Source organism: Amycolatopsis ponsaeliensis, assembly GCF_030182635.1.
Taxonomy (GTDB): domain Bacteria; phylum Actinomycetota; class Actinomycetes; order Mycobacteriales; family Pseudonocardiaceae; genus Amycolatopsis; species Amycolatopsis ponsaeliensis.
This window is the reverse complement of sequence record NZ_JAPZLD010000011.1, coordinates 218957-236111: the sequence shown is the minus strand read 5'-3', so window position 1 is coordinate 236111 and position 17155 is coordinate 218957. Positions and strand designations below refer to the sequence as shown.

20 protein-coding genes are annotated in these 17155 nt (G+C 70.5%); 17 read left to right on the top strand and 3 right to left on the bottom strand.

The features are described 5' to 3' along the window. Positions 1-16: 16 nt before the first annotated feature. Positions 17-610: a TetR/AcrR family transcriptional regulator gene (locus QQ657_RS19000; protein WP_284743500.1), complete on the top strand. Its 594-nt coding sequence runs from the start codon at positions 17-19 to the stop codon at positions 608-610. Beyond that, positions 607-1776 carry a macrolide family glycosyltransferase gene (locus tag QQ657_RS18995; protein ID WP_284743499.1) on the top strand — a complete coding sequence of 390 codons (1170 nt, stop codon included), beginning with the start codon at positions 607-609 and terminating at the stop codon, positions 1774-1776. Before QQ657_RS19000 ends, QQ657_RS18995 begins: the two co-directional genes overlap by 4 nt. On the opposite strand, the gene QQ657_RS18990 is transcribed toward QQ657_RS18995, so the two are convergent. Further along, positions 1766-2809, bottom strand: a complete 1044-nt coding sequence (locus QQ657_RS18990; RefSeq protein WP_284743498.1) for a Gfo/Idh/MocA family oxidoreductase — start codon at positions 2807-2809, stop codon at positions 1766-1768. The genes QQ657_RS18995 and QQ657_RS18990 overlap by 11 nt on opposite strands. A gap of 56 nt (positions 2810-2865) precedes the next feature. Between QQ657_RS18990 and QQ657_RS18985 the strand changes: the two genes are divergently transcribed. Then, positions 2866-3924, top strand: coding sequence for an ROK family transcriptional regulator (locus QQ657_RS18985; protein WP_284743497.1), 1059 nt, complete (start codon positions 2866-2868; stop codon positions 3922-3924). A 49-nt stretch (positions 3925-3973) separates the two neighbouring features. Then, the gene (locus QQ657_RS18980) at positions 3974-5524 is read left to right on the top strand and encodes a glycosyltransferase family 87 protein (protein WP_284743496.1); all 1551 of its coding nucleotides are present in this window, start codon (positions 3974-3976) and stop codon (positions 5522-5524) included. Between the two features lie 56 nt (positions 5525-5580). Here the strand turns inward: QQ657_RS18980 and QQ657_RS18975 are convergent, their stop codons facing one another. Further along, entirely contained in the window at positions 5581-6354 is a 774-nt protein-coding gene (locus tag QQ657_RS18975) for a deoxyribonuclease IV (protein WP_284743495.1), read from the bottom strand. A gap of 114 nt (positions 6355-6468) precedes the next feature. Here QQ657_RS18975 and QQ657_RS18970 point away from each other — a divergent pair, with 114 nt between their 5' ends. The 12 genes from QQ657_RS18970 (at position 6469) to dnaB (ending at position 16238) form a co-directional block, all read left to right on the top strand. After that, entirely contained in the window at positions 6469-7263 is a 795-nt protein-coding gene (locus tag QQ657_RS18970; protein WP_284743494.1) for a hypothetical protein, read from the top strand. A gap of 120 nt (positions 7264-7383) precedes the next feature. Next, on the top strand, positions 7384-8286 hold the full coding sequence (locus QQ657_RS18965; RefSeq protein WP_284743493.1) for a hypothetical protein: 903 nt from the start codon (positions 7384-7386) through the stop codon (positions 8284-8286). A gap of 82 nt (positions 8287-8368) precedes the next feature. Continuing rightward, on the top strand, positions 8369-9244 hold the full coding sequence (locus QQ657_RS18960) for a hypothetical protein (RefSeq protein ID WP_284743492.1): 876 nt from the start codon (positions 8369-8371) through the stop codon (positions 9242-9244). A 102-nt stretch (positions 9245-9346) separates the two neighbouring features. Next, a complete protein-coding gene (rpsF, locus tag QQ657_RS18955; RefSeq protein ID WP_284743491.1) occupies positions 9347-9676 on the top strand; it encodes a 30S ribosomal protein S6 in 330 nt (109 codons plus the stop codon). 17 nt (positions 9677-9693) lie between these two features. Beyond that, positions 9694-10218, top strand: a complete 525-nt coding sequence (locus QQ657_RS18950) for a single-stranded DNA-binding protein (RefSeq protein ID WP_284743490.1) — start codon at positions 9694-9696, stop codon at positions 10216-10218. A gap of 41 nt (positions 10219-10259) precedes the next feature. After that, on the top strand, positions 10260-10508 hold the full coding sequence (gene rpsR, locus QQ657_RS18945) for a 30S ribosomal protein S18 (RefSeq protein WP_003098744.1): 249 nt from the start codon (positions 10260-10262) through the stop codon (positions 10506-10508). Between the two features lie 14 nt (positions 10509-10522). Beyond that, positions 10523-10984, top strand: coding sequence for a 50S ribosomal protein L9 (rplI, locus tag QQ657_RS18940; RefSeq protein WP_284743489.1), 462 nt, complete (start codon positions 10523-10525; stop codon positions 10982-10984). A 135-nt stretch (positions 10985-11119) separates the two neighbouring features. Further along, positions 11120-11470: a hypothetical protein gene (locus QQ657_RS18935; protein ID WP_284743488.1), complete on the top strand. Its 351-nt coding sequence runs from the start codon at positions 11120-11122 to the stop codon at positions 11468-11470. Next, on the top strand, positions 11467-12090 hold the full coding sequence (locus QQ657_RS18930; protein ID WP_284743487.1) for a DUF3558 domain-containing protein: 624 nt from the start codon (positions 11467-11469) through the stop codon (positions 12088-12090). Before QQ657_RS18935 ends, QQ657_RS18930 begins: the two co-directional genes overlap by 4 nt. A gap of 1 nt (position 12091) precedes the next feature. Beyond that, positions 12092-13447 carry a hypothetical protein gene (locus QQ657_RS18925; RefSeq protein ID WP_284743486.1) on the top strand — a complete coding sequence of 452 codons (1356 nt, stop codon included), beginning with the start codon at positions 12092-12094 and terminating at the stop codon, positions 13445-13447. 94 nt (positions 13448-13541) lie between these two features. After that, complete coding sequence (locus QQ657_RS18920; protein WP_284743485.1) at positions 13542-14330, top strand: ESX secretion-associated protein EspG; 789 nt, start codon at positions 13542-13544, stop codon at positions 14328-14330. A gap of 501 nt (positions 14331-14831) precedes the next feature. Then, on the top strand, positions 14832-16238 hold the full coding sequence (gene dnaB / locus QQ657_RS18915) for a replicative DNA helicase (RefSeq protein WP_284743528.1): 1407 nt from the start codon (positions 14832-14834) through the stop codon (positions 16236-16238). Here the strand turns inward: dnaB and QQ657_RS18910 are convergent. Further along, on the bottom strand, positions 16235-16687 hold the full coding sequence (locus QQ657_RS18910; protein ID WP_284743484.1) for a MarR family winged helix-turn-helix transcriptional regulator: 453 nt from the start codon (positions 16685-16687) through the stop codon (positions 16235-16237). The genes dnaB and QQ657_RS18910 overlap by 4 nt on opposite strands. A 68-nt stretch (positions 16688-16755) precedes the next feature. Here QQ657_RS18910 and QQ657_RS18905 point away from each other — a divergent pair, with 68 nt between their 5' ends. Beyond that, positions 16756-17148 (top strand): MarR family winged helix-turn-helix transcriptional regulator, encoded by a 393-nt coding sequence (locus QQ657_RS18905; protein ID WP_284743483.1) that lies wholly within the window; start codon positions 16756-16758, stop codon positions 17146-17148. The last annotated feature ends 7 nt before the right edge of the window (positions 17149-17155 follow it).

Here is a 17155-nt window from a genome sequence, read left to right as displayed (position 1 = left end):
GTGCTATCTTCTGACCATGCGGCCAGAAAGCAGCACGGGCGACCGAACCTTTACCGAGCAGGCCAGACGGCGGCAGTTCGTCGACTGCGCCATCGAGGTGATCGCCGAGCACGGGTTCGCGCAGGCTTCGCTCGCCCGGATCGCCGCCAAGGCCGGGACCAGCAAAGGCGTCATCTCCTACCACTTCCGGGACAAGGACGAGCTGATCGAGCAGGTGCTGCTCGACATCTACGCCGGCATGGCGGGCTTCATCGGGCCGCGGATGGCGGCCGCCGGGAGCGCGGCCGAAAAGCTCGAGAGCTTCCTCGAAAGCAACCTCGAGTACCTCGCGCGGCACCGGTCGCAGCTGCTCGCGATGCGGCGGATCTGCCCGAACCTGCCCGAGCCCGAAGAACCCGCCCCGCACGACTCCGCCGTCGCGGAGTTCCTCAGGGCGGGCCAGGAGTCCGGCGAGTTCCGGGACTTCGACGTCACCGTCATGGCCGTGACCATCCGCGCCGCGCTCGACGGGGCGCTCGACGAGTTCGTCGCGCGGCCGGAGCTGGACCTGGCCGCCTACCGCCGTGAGCTCGTCACGTTGTTCACGCACGCCACCAGGGGGAATCCGTGAGCCAGCTGGCCTTCTGCATGCCCGCCGGAGCCGGGCACCTGAACCCGACCCTCGCCGTCGCCGCCGAGCTGACGAAGCGCGGGCACCGGGTCACCTACGCCGCGCCCGAGTTCGTGGGCGACCGGATCCGGGAGACCGGGGCCGAGCTCGTCCCCTACGAGTCGACCTGGGGGAACGTCAAGGAGCCGCCGAAGTTCGACCGCACGGACCTCGGCAAGGCCATGGCCATGAACCTGCGCGAGACCAAGGCCGTCCTCGCGCAGGTCGAGGGGACGTTCCCCGGCCCGCCGGACCTCGTCGTGCACGACGGGCCGATGGGCTGGTGGGGCCGGCTGCTCGCCGCGAAGTGGCAGGTGCCCGCCGTCGTCACCTGGCCGCACCTGGTCAGCAACGACCACTGGAAGCTCGCGCAGTACCTGCCGGTGAACACGCTGAGCCCCACCCTGCTGCTGGCGATGGCCCGCACCCTGCGGCTCGCGGCCAGGTACGGCGTTCCGGGCACCAGCCTCACCGACGGCGGTGGTTCCGCGGCCCAGCTCGTCTTCCTGCCCCGCGCGTTCCAGTTCGCGGGCGACACCTTCGACGAGCGCTACCACTTCGTCGGCCCCGCCCTCGGCGAGCGCGCCTTCCAGGGCGGGTGGACGCCTCCCGCGGACGGCCGCGACGTCGTCTACATCTCCTTCGGCACCGCCTACAACGACCGCGCCGGCTTCTACCGGACCTGCGTCGAGGCCTTCGCCGGCACCGATCTGCACGTCGTGCTCGCGCACGGGAAGCAGGTCGATCCGGCCTCGCTGGGTCCGGTGCCGGACAACGTCGAACTGCACGAGCAGGTGCCCCAGCTCGACGTTCTGAGGCACGCCAAGGTGTTCGTCACCCACGCCGGGATGGGATCGACGATGGAGGCACTCAGCTTCGGCGTCCCGCTGGTCGCCGTCCCGCAGATGGGGGAGCAGCGCGCGAACGCCGACCGGATCGCCGAGCTCGGCCTGGGCCGCCGGCTCGCGCCCGAGGACGTGACACCCGAGGGAATTGAGGAGGCCGTGACGTCGGCGCTGGGGGACACCGGCGTCACGGCCAGTCTGGCGAGGATGCGGCGGGAGATCGAGGAGGCCGGGGGCGCGGAGGCCGCCGCCGACGTCGTCGAAGCCGTCCTCAAAGCTTGATGACGGTTCCTTCCACTCCTGAGCGGTGCGCGGCCTCGATCACGCGCAGGGCTTCGACCGACGATTCGGGGGCGACCGGGAAGTCGCCTTCGCCGCGCAGCGCGTCGCGCACCTGCGCGTAGAACTGCTCGTAGCGGCCGGTCTCGGTGGGCACCGTCTTGAGGTCGTGGCCGACGCCGATCTTGCCCGCGTCCGACGCGGGCTCGACGCCCCAGCTGTCCTCGCCCGGGCGCAGGCCCGCCTTGATCTGCGGTTCCTGCACGTCGAGGCCGTACTTGGTGAACGTCGCCTGGTCGCCGAGGACGCGGAACCGGGGGTTCAGGGTGCCCGCGAGCGCCGACGCCCACAGGTGCGACCGGACGCCGTTGGCGTGCTTCAACGCGACGAAGACGTCGTCGTCGACCTGGACGCCGGCGCGGCGGCGATCGGTCTCCGCGTAGACCTGCGCGACCGGGCCGAACAGCTGCAGCGCCTGGTCGACGATGTGCGCGCCGAGGTCGTAGAGCAGGCCGCCGGCTTCGGCCGGGTCGCCGAACTCGCGCCAGTTGTCCTTGGGCTTGGGCACCCAGCGGTCGTAGCGGGACTCGAAGCGGAACACCTCGCCGAGCTTCCCGGACTCCAGGACCTTCCGGACGGTGAGGAAGTCGGAGTCGAGCCGCCGGTTCTGGAAGACCGTCAGGCCGACGCCCGCCGCCTTCGCTGCGGCGACGACCTGTTCGGCCTCCAGCGCGGTCGGCGCGAACGGCTTGTCGACGACCACCGGGAGGCCGGCTTCGATCGCCCGCAGCGCGAGCGGCACGTGCGTGCGGTTGGGCGTGCTGACCACGACGAGGTCGAGGTCGCCGGCCCGTTCGAACAGCGCGTCGGCGTCCGGCACGATCTCCGCGCCGGGGTGGTCGGTGCGCGCCTGGACGGCGTTGCCCGACGTCGTGATCACCGCCGGCGTCAGCCCGGGCGTCGCGGCCACCAGCGGCGCGTGGAACACGCGACCGCCGATGCCGTACCCGAGGATGCCCACGCGCAAGTCACTCATGCGGCCCATTAAACAACACTGTTGCGTTATTGACCAGGCGTGGGAAGATCCTGTCCATGGCGGACACCGGGAGGAACCTGCGCAACGTGCGTGAGCACAACCGCGCCCTCCTGCTCACGCACATCCTGCGCGCCGGCGGCCTCAGCCGCGTCGAGCTCGCCGAACGCACCGGGCTCACCCAGCAGGCCGTCTCCAAGATCGTGCCCGAACTCCTCGACGCCGGCCTGCTGGACGAACAGCGCCAGCCGTCGACGGGGGTCGGCAAGCCCCGCACGCAGCTGACCGTCCGCGCCGGCGCCCGCCACGCGCTCGGCGCCCGCCTCGACCGCGACGAGTACCGCGTGCTGCGCACCAACCTCATCGGCGAGGTCGAGGAGATGGCCGGTGGCCCGCTCCCGGCCGGTTTCACCCCCGAACAGGCCGTGGAGGCCATCGGCACCACCGCGCTCGAGCTCGCCGACGGCTTCGAGGTGCTGGGGCTCGGGCTCGGCGCGGTCGGCCCGCTGGACCACCTCGCCGGCCTGGTCCGCGACGCGACGAACATGCCCGGCTGGCACGAGGTCCCCCTGCGCGACCTGCTCGAGAAGCGCACCGGCCTGCCGGTAACGCTCGACAAGAACACCAATTCCGCCGCGTTCGCCCGGCTCTGGCCGCACGGCGAGCCGACGGCGACCGCGGTGGTGCTCGTCGGCACCGGGATCGGCGTCGGCCTGCTCATCGACGGACGGCTCTACCGCGGTCCGCGGACCAACGCGGGTGAGTTCGGGCACACCACGATCGCCTACGACGGCCCCGTCTGCGCGTGCGGGCGGCGCGGCTGCGTCGAGATCATGGCCAAGCAGGCACCCGACACGCGGACCGCCGCGGGCTTCCTCGGGATCGGTCTCGCGGACCTCGTGCAGGTGCTCGACCTGGAGCGGATCGTGCTGGCCGGACGCGCTGTGCGGGACGAACCGGGCACGTACCGTGACGCCGTTTCGGAGCGGCTCGAGGAGCTGCTGCCCCTGCCGCACTGGCAGCGCATCGAGGTCGTCGAGGACGCCGGCGGCGAGGAGCTCGTCACGCGCGGAGCCGCCGCCGAGGTCCTGGCCTCGTACTACGCGAATCCGGCATGATCACCGCCTTCACCTCGGTGGCGGGCGAACACCGCTAACATCCGCACTCGTGCCAGAGGAGACCACGCGCGAGCCGGACCCCGGCCCCGTGACGCTGAGCCGAGCCGACCGGGTCGTCCCGAGCTGGGACGAGCCTCTCGCGGAGGCGGTCACCAGACCCATCGGCGGCCCGCTCGGCGAGCACGCCGCGGTCGGCAGGCACTGGTTCTGGTCGCCGCAGCGCGTCGGCCTGCTGCTCGCCACGCTCGCGCTGATGCTCTGCTGGTTCGGCAAGGGCTCGTGCATCCAGCAGTACCAGGACTCCAGCGGCGCCACCCAGCTCGACTGGCGCGCGGGCCGCCCGTTCGTCGCGATGTGCTACTCCGACATCGTGCCGCTCTACAGCTCCGAGCGGCTCGACCGGCCGGGCACCTTCCCGTACTACACGTCGTGGAAGGAAAGCTCGCAGACCGCGGAGAACGACACCCGGTACATGGAGTACCCGGTGTTCACCGGCCTCTTCCAGTGGGCGAACGCGAAGCTCGCGGCGGGCTGGGAGAACGTCGCCGAGACCGGCTGGCTGCCCGGCGGGCTGCCGGTCGCGGTCTACTTCGACCTCACCGCGCTCTTCCTGGCGATGGCCTGGCTGGTCACCGTCTGGGCGACCGGGCGGACGATGAAACGCCGGCCGTGGGACATGGTGCTGGTGGCGGCCTCGCCGCTGGTGCTGGTGCACGCGTTCACCAACTTCGACGCGATCGCGACCGCGTTCACCGCGACCGGCCTGCTCGCCTGGTCCCGGAAACGCCCGCTGCTCGCCGGGCTCCTGCTCGGCCTGGGCGCGACGGCGAAGCTCTACCCGTTGTTCCTGCTCGGCGTGCTGTTCGTGCTGTGCCTGCGCGCGGGGAAGCTGACGCCGTTCTGGAAGACCGCGGCCGCCACCGTCCTGACGTGGCTGGCGGTGAACGCGCCGTTCATCCTCACCGCGACCCGCGGCTGGTGGGAGTTCTTCCGGATGAACACGCTGCGGCCGATGGACCCGGACTCGCTGTACAACGTCATCTCCTACGCCACGGGCTGGACCGGCCTCGACGGCGTGCTGCAGAAGAACCAGACGCCGACGTATCTCAACCTCACGGTGGCCGTGCTGTTCCTGGCCTGCTGCGCGGGCATCGCCTACGTCGCGCTCGCCGCGCCGCGACGACCCCGCGTCGGCCAGCTCGCGTTCCTCGTCGTGGCCGCGTTCCTGCTGACGAACAAGGTGTGGAGCCCGCAGTACTCGCTGTGGCTGGTGCCGCTGGCGGTGCTGGCGATCCCGCGCTGGCGGCTGCTGCTCGGCTGGATGCTCATCGACGCGCTGGTCTGGGTGCCGCGGATGTTCTACTACCTCGGCGTCGACCACAAGGGCCTGCCGGAAGGCTGGTTCCTCGGCACGGTCGTGGTCCGCGACCTCGCCGTCGCCGCGCTGTGCGTGCTGGTGGTGCGCGAGATCTACCGCCCGGGCACCGACCTGGTCCGGATCGCCGGCGACGACGACCCGGCCGGCGGCTTCCTCGACGGCGCCCGGGACGCGATCGTCCCGAACGCCGTCCGGCGCCGCCGGAAGGCCGTGGCCGCCTGAATGTCCATGAGGGGCACCCTCATGGACATAAGAGCCATGAGGGTGCCCCTCATGACTCAGCCCAGCTGTTCGCGCAGGTAGGCGATGTCGGCCGCCTGGCCGTCGGCCGGGGTCTCCACGACGACCGGCGCGCCGGCCTCGCGGGCGACGGCGACCAGTGCCTCGGGGTCGATCGTCCCTTCGCCCCGCACGACGTTGGCGTGCCGGTCGCGGGTCGAGCCGAACTCGTCGCGGGAGTTGTTGAGGTGCACCAGGTCGATCCGGCCGGTGATGGCCTTGACCTTCTCGACGGCGGTCGCGAGGTCCCAGCCGGCGGCGAACGCGTGGCAGGTGTCCAGGCAGAACCCGGCGCCGAACTCGCCGACCTTGTCCCACAGCCGGGCGATGACCTCGAGGTCGCGGGTGATCGCGCTCTCGCCGCCGGCGGTGTTCTCGATCAGGATCGGGACCTTGAAGCCGCCCTTCTCCTGCTCGCGCTCGAACAGCTTGCGCCAGTTGTCGAGGCCGGCCTCGACGTCGTCGTTGTCGCCGACGTGCCCGCCGTGCACGATCAGGCCCTTGGCGCCGATGGCTGCCGCACCGTCCGCGTGCTGCGTGACGTTCTTACGGGATGGGATCCGGATCCGGTTGTTCAGCGAAGCCACGTTGATGAGGTAGGGAGAGTGGATGAACACCTCGACGGGGTCGGCCGCGATGGCCTCGCCGTGGGGGTGTGGCTTCGGGGCCTTCCAGCCCTGCGGGTCCGAAAGGAAGAACTGGACGACGTCGGCTTTGCGCTCGGCGACCGCGGTCAACGGGTCGTCGTCACGGACATGGGCGCCAATCAGCATGCCGAGCAGGCTACTCCGGGTGCTTCTTTCCCCTGTGGGACCGGTTGGTGACGCTCGTGGAGTACCGTGAGCGCGTTCCGTGATCCAGATTGGTCCGACTGCCGGAGGGCATCGATGGGGAAGCAGTTCACCCGGATCACCGCACTGGGATTCACTTTCGCCGCTTCGGCCGCGCTGTCCGCTTTGGCGATGCCGGCTGTGGCAAGCGCCGATACCAGCCCGACCCTCGGCGGCGACTGCTCGGCCACCCTGCAGAACGGCCAGGCCCGCGACGCGAAAACCGGCCTCGTGCTGGACGCCGGCGCCGCGCTGAACTCCCCGGACCGGCTGACCGTCGGCCTCGACTCCAGCGCGAAGAACACGAACGGCTCGAACCCGCTGCTCACGCTGCCGGTGGGCGACACGGTGCGGGCGCTCGGCATCGGCGACGTGCCGGTGGTCGGAGACGCGGCGGCGAAGGCCGTCTGCCCGACCGCGCAGAGCGTCGTGAACACCGTCGGCGGCGTGACGCAGGGCGTAACCGGCCAGCTGCCCCCGGTGCTGCCGCCGCCCCCGCCCGGCCAGGACCCGACTCCGCCCCCGCAGACCCCGCCGGGGCAGACCCCGCCCGGCGACAGCACCGGCCCGGTGACCACCGGTCCCGGGGGCGCGAGCCTCCCGGGTGACGCGATTTCGGGCATCTACAGCAACTCGGCCCTGCTGCCCGGCAGCCTGATCCAGGCGCCGGTGATCGCGCAGGTCATCCCCGGTCAGCAGGTCCCGACGGTCGACGAGCAGAAGTCCGGCACGGCCGAGGCGCTGCCCGGCGTCACGCCGCCGGCGAAGCTGCCGATGCTGCTCGCGGTGCTGGCCCTGGCGATCGTCGCCGCGGCCCTCGTCCGGGCGTGGATCCGCCGCAAGCCGGCTTGATCTCACCTACGGTGACGCTCGCTTCCACTCGAATGCCGGACATTTCTGAGCGAGCGGGCGTCACCGCGCTGCCTTAACGTCGTTGTTTCAGGAAAGGGACGCGACAAAGGGGCGGCGAGCATGCAGGATCGGACACGGAGGGCAACGGCGGTCGGCGCGACGGCGTTCGTCCTCGCTGGTTCGGCTGTGTTCGGCATGCCCGGCACCGCTTCGGCGGGCGAGACCAAGACCGTCCCGTGCGGCAGCACCGTCACCGCAAAGCCCGGCGACCACATCCAGGGCTCGATCCTCGGCCTTCCCGCGATCGACCTCGGCATCGTCGGCCAGGCGACCACCGTGCTCACGAGCGTGGTCGGCGGTCTGCTCAACACGGTTTGCAAGGTCACGGTCACCGTGATCAACGACGTCGTGGCGCCGGTCCCGGGGGTCGGCGCGCCCGCGGCGAGTGCGATCAACCAGGGCCTCGACAGCGTCAACTCGGCCGCGACCGGCGGCCTCAACACGATCAACGGCGGCGGCAAGCAGCAGTCGCCGCAGCCGGGCACCGGCGGCAACCCGCAGCAGCCGCCGTCCGGTGGGACCGGGGGCGCGCCGCAGGGCGGGACCCCGGCCGGCACCACCCCGATCCCCGAGGCGAACAGCCCGCTGCTGCCCGGCTTCTCGAGCAGCCCGGTGTTCGGTGGCTTCCCGTTCACCACCGGCACGGGCTACGCGCCGATGCGGGACTACAGCGGTATCCCGTTCGCGACGGCCGGGTTGTTCACGCCGTCGCCCGCCATCCGGTACGGCAGCCAGATCCCGGGTTACGCGCCGCAGTACGGCCTCACCGGGCCCGACCAGAACGCGGCGGCCGGCAACTCCGGCATCCAGACGGCGGGTCAGGCCGAAGCGCTGCCGTCCGCGTCCGACGGGTTCACGGACGGGTCGAACCTGCCGCTGCTGATCGCGGTGCTGGCACTCTCCGGAGTCAGCGCAGGCCTCGTGCGGACGTGGGTGCTCCGCCGAATGGCCGCTGCGAATTGACCCGACTGCCGAGTATCTTTCACGTATCTTCTTCGTTGACCCTGGTGTTCAGGACGACGTCTCCATAACCCTGCGGAGGACTGTGCTCGTGCGGAAGTTCTTGACCGTGACCGCCCTTGCCGCCTTCGTCACCGGTAGCGCACTTCTCTCCACGGGCACGGCCTCGGCGAGCCAGCAGGTCGTCAGCGGCAGCTGCACCGGCACGGTCACCGGCCAGATGGGCGACCAGGTGGCGATCGACGGTGCTTCGGTCAAGACCCTCGTCACGAACGGCGCGAACAACGCCGGCACCCTCGCGATCGGCAGCTGGGCCGGCGACTCCATCGCCAAGAACCACGCGATCCCGGTGGGCCAGGTGCCGAACGCCGCGGGCGGCGAGGCGACCGGAGCCGCGATCGGCAAGGCGGTCCGCACCGCGCTGGCCGCCTCCGGCACGTGGGGTCTCGGTCTCGACTGGAACAAGACCTTGAACAGCGTCGAGAGCACGGTCGCGAAGGGCTGCAACCTCACGCTGCTGGCCGCCAACTACGTCGCTCCGAGTACGCCGGGTCAGCCGGGCGCGGGTGGCACCGGCACCCCGCAGGGCGGCACCGGCACCGTCCCCGGCGGCTCCTCCGGCAACCTCTCCAACCTGAACCCGGGCAACGCGGCGGGCTCCGGCACCGCGCCGATGCGCGACTACGGCGGCATCCCCACGGCGACCGCCGGCACGGCCGTCGCCCCGGGTGTCCGCTACCCGGCCGACGGCTCGCTCCCCGGTGACGCCTCCGCGCCCCAGGGCGACACGGGTGCGCAGAGCGGCCAGGGCGCCGACATCCGCGACGCGGGCAACGCGCAGTCGCTGGCTTCGCCCGGCTCGTCGAACGACGTGCAGCTGCCGATGCTGCTCGCGGTGATCGTGCTCGCCGGCGTCAGCGCGGGGCTCGTCCGCACCTGGGTCCTGCGCCGCGCGAGCTGACCCCGCCGTCCGGCCCCGAAGACACCCCCAGGTAGCCTTACCTGGACAAACCCTCCTGTCACGGACAGTCCGTGACCGCGAGCCCATAGGAGGTGAGTGGTTGTGTCACGCCATTACGAGGTAATGGTCATCCTGGACCCCACGCTCGACGAGCGCACTGTCGCTCCGACGCTGGACACCTTCCTCAACGTCATCCGCACTTCGGGTGGAAGCGTGGAGAAGGTCGACGTCTGGGGCCGGCGCCGGCTTTCGTACGAGATCAAGAAGCACGCGGAGGGCATCTACGCCCTGCTGGACCTGAACTCGTCCTCGGACGCGGTGAAGGAGCTGGACCGCCAGCTTTCGCTGCAGGAGACCGTGCTCCGCACCAAGGTCATGCGTCGCGAGATCAAGCGCGCCGCAGCGCCCAAGCCCGTCGCCGCCAAGGCCTGAGCCGAAGGGTATTCCCGATGGCTGGAGACACCGTCATCACGGTGATCGGCAACCTGACGTCCGACCCGGAACTGCGTTTCACCCCGTCCGGTGCGGCGGTCGCGAACTTCACCGTCGCGTCCACGCCCCGCACGCTCGACAAGCAGTCGGGCGAGTGGAAGGACGGCGAGGCGCTGTTCCTGCGCTGCAACATCTGGCGCCAGGCGGCGGAGAACGTCGCCGAGTCCCTGACTCGCGGCGCTCGCGTCGTCGTGCAGGGCCGCCTGAAGCAGCGGTCGTTCGAGACGAAGGAAGGCGAGAAGCGGACCGTCGTCGAGCTCGAGGTCGACGAGATCGGCCCCTCGCTGCGCTATGCCACGGCCAAGGTCAACAAGGTCAGCCGCGGTGGCGGCGGCGGTGGTGACTTCGGCGGCGGCGGTGGCGGTGGAAACCGCGGTGGCGGCGGTGGCGGCGGAATGCCGGCCGACGACCCGTGGGGTTCCGCCCCGGCCGCCAGCAGCGGTGGCGGTGGCGGCGGCTTCTCGGACGAGCCTCCCTTCTGATCTCGTACACATCCACAGATTTGAATTACCAGGAGTAGACAGTGGCCAAGCCACCCATTCGCAAGCCCAAGAAGAAGGTCTGCGTGTTCTGCAAGGCCGAGAAAAAGGGCCGCCCGGAACTGATCGACTACAAGGACACCAACCTGCTGCGGAAGTACATCTCCGACCGCGGCAAGATCCGTGCCCGTCGCGTCACCGGCAACTGCAGCCAGCACCAGCGTGACATCGCCATCGCGGTCAAGAACTCCCGCGAGATGGCGCTGCTGCCCTACACCTCGACCGCGCGCTAAGGGAGGGCACTGACATGGCGAAGATCATCCTCACCACGGACGTGGCCAACCTCGGCGGCCCCGGCGACATCGTCGAGGTCAAGGACGGCTACGCGCGCAACTACCTGCTCCCGCGGGGCTATGCGATCGCGGCCTCCAAGGGCGCGGAGAAGAACGTGCGCACCATCCAGCGCGCGCAGGAGAGCCGTCGCATCCGCGACCTCGACCACGCCAAGGAGATCAAGGCGACGCTGGAGGGCCTCGGCGCCATCCAGCTCACCGGCAAGGCGGCCGAGGGCTCGAAGAAGCTCTTCGGTTCGATCACCGCCGGCGAGATCGTCGACGCGATCAAGGCGGCCGGTGGCCCGCTGCTCGACAAGCGCGTCATCGAGCTGCGCGACCACATCAAGACCGTGGGCAAGCACTCGGTCGGCGCCCGGCTGCACCCGGACGTGAAGGTCGACGTGCGGCTCGACGTCAAGGCCACGCAGGCGTAGTTCAGCAAGTCAGTACGTCGTCGAAGGCGGGTCGCTCCCTGGTGGGCGGCCCGCCTTCACGCGTTTCGGGGGAACCCCGGACACACGGGCGTCGTCGTAGGACAATGGAGCGGGACGCGAAGGGAGCGCACTCGGATGGGTAACGAGGTCAACATGTCCGCGCCGTCCGGCGGAGGGGGCTTCACGTTCGACGCCGGCAAGATCGACGGCGTCATCAAGAAGTGGCAGGACCTGCAGACGGACCTGCAGAACGACGCCGCCGACGCCAACCTGATGGCCGACGTCAAGGCGCCCGGCAAGGAGTTCGCGAGCGGCGACTGGGAGAAGCTCGCCAACCCCTCCGGCAAGGCGTTCCTCGAGCAGAACAAAAAGATGCAGGACTACGTGAAGAACTACATCCAGGCCCTGCTCGACGCCAAGAAGAGGATCACGGCCGCGGACGCGGACCACACCGGCGACATCTCGAAGGCGGGGACGCAGGCGTGAACCGCCGTCTCGTGCTGCCCGGGCTCGCCCTCGCCGCGCTCGCCCTCGCCGGCTGCAGCTCCACGACCGGTGGCACGGCCAACCCGGCCGCCGCGTCCGGTACGCCGGACTCCGCCACCAGCACCGACGGCGGCGGTGGCGACGGCGCACCCAAGGTGTCGAGCCCGCTCGACCCGGCCAAGCTGAAGTCCGACCCGTGCTCGGTCCTCTCGGCCTCGCAGCGCTCGACGCTCGGCCTCGAGGACGGCACGCCCCGCTCCACCTCGGCGGGCGCGTCCTGCGCCTGGATCTACACCGGCGACGAGACCCGGAGCAGCCGCATCGACATCGCGGCCGACCCGAACACCGACGGGCTCGCGGGCATCTACGACCTCTACGCCAAGGGCGGCAAGGACCAGTACGAGTACTGGGAGCCGGCCGACATCTCCGGCTACCCCGCGGTGTACGCCGCGACCAAGGACTTCCGCACCCAGGGGCAGTGCAAGCTGCTGGTGGGCGTGACGGACACCCAGGCCGTCCAGGTCTTCACGCAGATCGGCAACGGCCCGGGCGCGACCCAGCCGTGCCCGTACGCGGAGAAGGCGGCCGAGGCGATGATCCAGACCTTGAAGGAGGGCTGAGATGCTGGAACTGGTGCTGCTCGGCGGGTTCGCCGCGTACAACATGGCGACCACGCACTCGGACGACCACACCTCGCAGCAGGGCGACCGCAAGATCGACTGCTACGACATCTGGCACCAGATCACCACCGGCCCGGGCACCGGCTCGATCCAGAACGGGCAGTCGGCGGCGAGCCGGCTCAAGGGCGCCTACTCGGACCGGCTCACCACGATCGACACGCTGTCCAAGGAAATGGACGCGGCCTGGACCGGCGGCGGCTCGGAAGCGGCGCAGAACGCGGGCGCGCACCCGCTGCGGGTGTGGATGGAGGACTCGGGCACCAAGCTGACCGACTCCGACAAGTACCTCGGCGAGCAGAACACCGCGTTCACCACGGTGCACGCGCAGGTCCAGGAGGTCCCGAAGGACCCGCCGAAGAACAACCTGCTCAACGCGGTGACGCCGTGGACGACCGACACCGACCGGGCGATCCGCGACTACAACACCAAGGGCCAGGCCAACGTCGACGCCTTCAACACCTACTACAAGGCGAGCAACGACAACGGCCAGAACATGCCGACGTACTCCGCGCTCAAGGGGCAGCAGGAGAACGTCAACGTCGACGACGGCAAGAAGAAGCCGGGTGACGGCGACGGCGACGGGAATGGCGGCGGCGGCGAACGCGGAGGTGCTCCGGGTGGCGGCCCCGGCGGCGTGAACATGCCCGGACCGGGCGGTGTCCCGTCCTTCGGCGGCCAGCCGACCACGCCCGGGGGCAGCTTCGACCCGTCGAAGGTGCCGGGTGGGAACTTCGACCCGTCGAAGGTGCCGGGCTTCGATCCGTCGAAGGTGCCGAGCGGCAGCTACGACCCGTCCAAGCTGCCGGGCGGGGGCAACTACACCCCGCCGAACTTCAGCGACGGCACCAGCGCGTCCGGCTTCTCGCCTTCGGACGTGCCGGGCATGCCGGGCTTCGGTCCGGGCGGCACGCCGAACTTCTCCGGTGGCGGAGGCGGCGGGTTCGGGCCCGGCGGCGGTTCGGGCGGCATCGGCGATCCCACCGCGGGCTTCGGCCCGGGCGGCGGCGCCGGCTTCGGGCCCGGTGGCTCGACCGGCGCGGCCCTGCCGGGTGGCGCCGGCGGGACGGGCGCGGGCCGCGGCGGCATGGGTGCCGGCGGCGGCGCGATGGGCGCGGGCGGCGCGGCGGCCGGGCGCGGCGGTTCCACCGGCATGGGTGGGATGGGCGGCATGGGCCACGGCGCCAAGGGCCAGGGCGGCGGCGACGAGGAACGCACGTCGAAGTACCTGCTCGGCGAGGACCCGAACGACATCTTCGGCTCCGACGAACTGACCGCCCCGCCGGTCATCGGCGAGTAGCGCACGCGAGACCGCCGGGCGCGTGCCAAGATGGGCGCGCCCGGCTTTTGCGGGTTCACCAAAGCTGATCTCGATCTTCACTGGGGGAAGAGCGGTGCTGGACAGGCAGGTCACCATCACGACCGGCACCCTGATCAACCTGATCCGGCGCCGGGGCGGCGAGCCGCACACCGTGCTGTCCGAGAAGCCCACCTGGTACAGCGACGAGGCCCAGCGCGGCGAGGACGAGCGGGTCAACGCCGAGCTCGCCAAGGCCGGGCTGTACGGCCCGCGCGGCATGCACCCCGGGTTCGTCGCGACGGTCGAAGCCATCGCCCGGCCGCAGCTGGAGTACTACGGCTGGATCGACGGCGGGTACCAGGGCAAGCCGGTCAGCTACCGGCTGCTCGCCGGCAGCACCGGCGGGGAGGCGTTCGTGCTGGCCAAGCACGAAGAGCTGGACGTCGTGGTGCTGGAGTCGACCCAGCCGCACGAGCTGCTCGACGGCTTCCTCGGCCAGATCCCGAAGCTGGCGCCCGGGCGCGGGACCCCGCTCGCCGTGCCGAAGAGCCAGATCGAGGGGACCGCCCGCGGCGACGAAGGCGGGTACGCAGTGCTCCGCAACGACCGCCCGGCCGAGGGCTCGCAGGAGGTCGAGGAGCTCCGGCGGATCCTGGCGCTGCGCCGAATGGGGAGCGGCAGCCTCTACGTCGCGGCCCGCAACCGCGGCGGGGCCTGGCACCGCATCGAACGCCCGGTGAACTACATCGATACGTCGGAAGGCCGGTGGCTGACCGAAGAGGTTCCGGGGCGTGGGGAGAACCGGATCGCCTTCACCCCGGCCGACCAGCGCGTTCTCGCTGACCGGTTACGCAGCGCACAGGGCCGGCTCGCCACGGCCTGACCGACGGCCGTTCAGCCCACCGGGTTACGGCTCTACCCTCCGTGATATTCATCCACAGGTCGTGCGGGTCAATGGTCTCCAGCTGGTCCACGACACGCCGAACAACGGACTTCGCGCGACACGCCGGACGAGTTTCCGGGAAGTTCTCCACACCTTGTTCACAGCCTTTGACCTGCGGATTCACCGAACCCGATCACGCTTGTCCCCAACTTGTCCACAGCTATGGCGGCACCTGTGACTGGTTACCCCCATTCATCCCCAGGTTGTCCACAGAAGGGTCCCCATCTGGAATTGCCATCCGCCTTCCGGGGGATCTAGCGTGCCCGCTCGGGCCTGTACTCACGGTGGCGCCCGGCGTGCCTCCGAGAGCCGGACGACGTTCTCGCCGATCATCGGGAGAGACGTCCGGAAGAGTCAGGCACAGGCCGGCCGCGTGCTTCGAGAGCGAAGATCCGGCATACTCGAACTAGTGTTCGACACGATGAGGAGGTGTCCGGGGCGGTGGCGCTGACCGACGACCGCAGTCCGATGTATGCGGAGAACGACCCGGGTCCGAGTGACCCCGGCCCCGGCGGCGGGTTCGACCGCCAGCCACCGCAGGACATCGCGGCCGAGCAGTCCGTGCTCGGCGGCATGCTGCTGTCCAAGGACGCGGTCGCCGACGTCATCGAGGCGCTCGGCCCCGACGACTTCTACAAGCCCGCGCACCAGGCGATCTACGACTGCGTCCTCGACCTCTACGGCCGCGGCGAGCCCGCCGACCCGATCACCATCTCGGCGGAGCTGGAACGCCGCGGCGAGCTGGGCCGCGTCGGCGGCGCGCCCTACCTGCACACGCTGATCGCGACGGTGCCGACCGCGGCGAACGCGGGCTACTACGCGGAGATCGTCGCGGAGAAGGCGGTGCTGCGCCGGCTGGTCGAGGCGGGCACCCGGATCGTGCAGTACGGCTACGGCGCGGCCGCGGCCGACGGCGCGAACATCGACGAGGTGGTCGACCGCGCGCAGGCCGCGATCTACGACGTCACCGAGCGCCGGACCAGCGAGGACTACGTCGCGCTGGAAGAGCTGCTGCAGCCGACGATGGACGAGATCGACGCCATCGCCTCGCGCGGCGGCCAGTCCCAGGGCATCCCGACCGGGTTCACCGACTTCGACGAGCTGACCAACGGCCTGCACCCGGGCCAGATGATCATCGTCGCGGCCCGCCCCGGTGTCGGTAAGTCGACGCTGGGCCTGGACTTCGTCCGGTCGGCCTCCATCAAGCACGGGCTGACCAGCGTCATCTTCTCGCTGGAAATGAGCCGGACCGAGATCGTCATGCGCATGCTCTCGGCCGAGGCGAAGATCCGCCTCTCCGACATGCGCGGCGGCAAGATGTCCGACGACGACTGGACGCGCCTGGCCCGCCGGATGAGCGAGGTGTCCGAGGCGCCGCTGTTCGTCGACGACTCGCCGAACATGACGATGATGGAGATCCGGGCGAAAGCGCGTCGGCTGAAGCAGCGCAACGACCTGAAGCTCGTCGTCCTCGACTACCTCCAGCTGATGACGTCCGGCAAGCGCGTCGAGTCGCGGCAGCAGGAAGTCTCGGAGTTCTCGCGGCAGATGAAGCTGCTGGCCAAGGAGATCGAGGTCCCGGTGATCGCGATCAGCCAGCTGAACCGTGGTCCCGAGCAGCGGACGGACAAGCGCCCGATGCTGTCCGACCTGCGTGAGTCCGGCTCACTGGAGCAGGACGCCGACCTCGTCATCCTGGTCAACCGCCCCGACGCCTGGGAGCGCGACGACCCCCGTGCGGGCGAGGCGGACCTGATCATCGCGAAGCACCGTGCCGGCCCGACGGCGACGATCACCGTCGCGCACCAGCTGCACTACAGCCGTTTCGTGGACCTCTCCCACGACTAACCGAGGGCGCTGTACCCGCGGACGAAGGCCGTGAGGAGCCGGCCGAAGTTCGCGCGGTCCTCGTCCGGCCAGTCCGCCATGACCTCGGCGAACACCGAGCGCCGGAAGACGTGCAGCTCGTCGAGGTGCGCCTGGCCGGCCTCGGTCGGCACGAGGACCGCACGCCGTCCGTCGCGCTGATCGGCTTCGCGGCGAAGCAGTCCCTGCTCGACAGCGCGCGCGACGAGCCGGCTCGCACGCGGCTGGTCGACGCCCATCGCCGAGCTCAGGGCCGTCACCGTGCTGGGCTCGCCGCGTTCGGTGAGTTCTTCGACGACGTCGAGCAGCTCGTGCACCGGGTCGTGGGCGCCCTGGCCGCGGGCTTTTCCGATCCGGCTCAGCGCCCGCCGCTGCTGGCTGCGGCGGATCGCGATCATCGCGCGCTCGACGTCGGCCACCGCGTCCGTCATGGTTGCTCCACCCTCCGAACTACATGTACTTTTACATGTAGTTGTTCCTCGACATCATCGGAGTCTTCATGAAACCCCTCGGCTGGTGGCTTCGCCACGTCCACGAGCTCCTCGAATCCTCCATGGCCCGGGCCCTCGACGCCGAGTCGCTGACCCGCCGGCACTGGCAGGTACTCAACACGATCGCCCGCGGCGCCCGCACGCCGGAGGAGGTCGACTCCGCACTCGCGCCGTTCGTCGCCACCGACGGGTCGATGACGGCCAAGGTGGCCGACCTCCGGGCTCGCGGCTGGGTCGCGGAAACCGGCGAACTCACCGAAGCCGGCCGCGAAGCCCATGCCCGGGTCGAGGAGCGCGTCGAAGCGTTCCGCACCGCGGTGACCACCGGAATCAGCGATGACGACTACCGCACGACGATCCGCACCCTGGAGCGCTGCGCGGCGAACCTCGAACGGCACTGAAGGAATA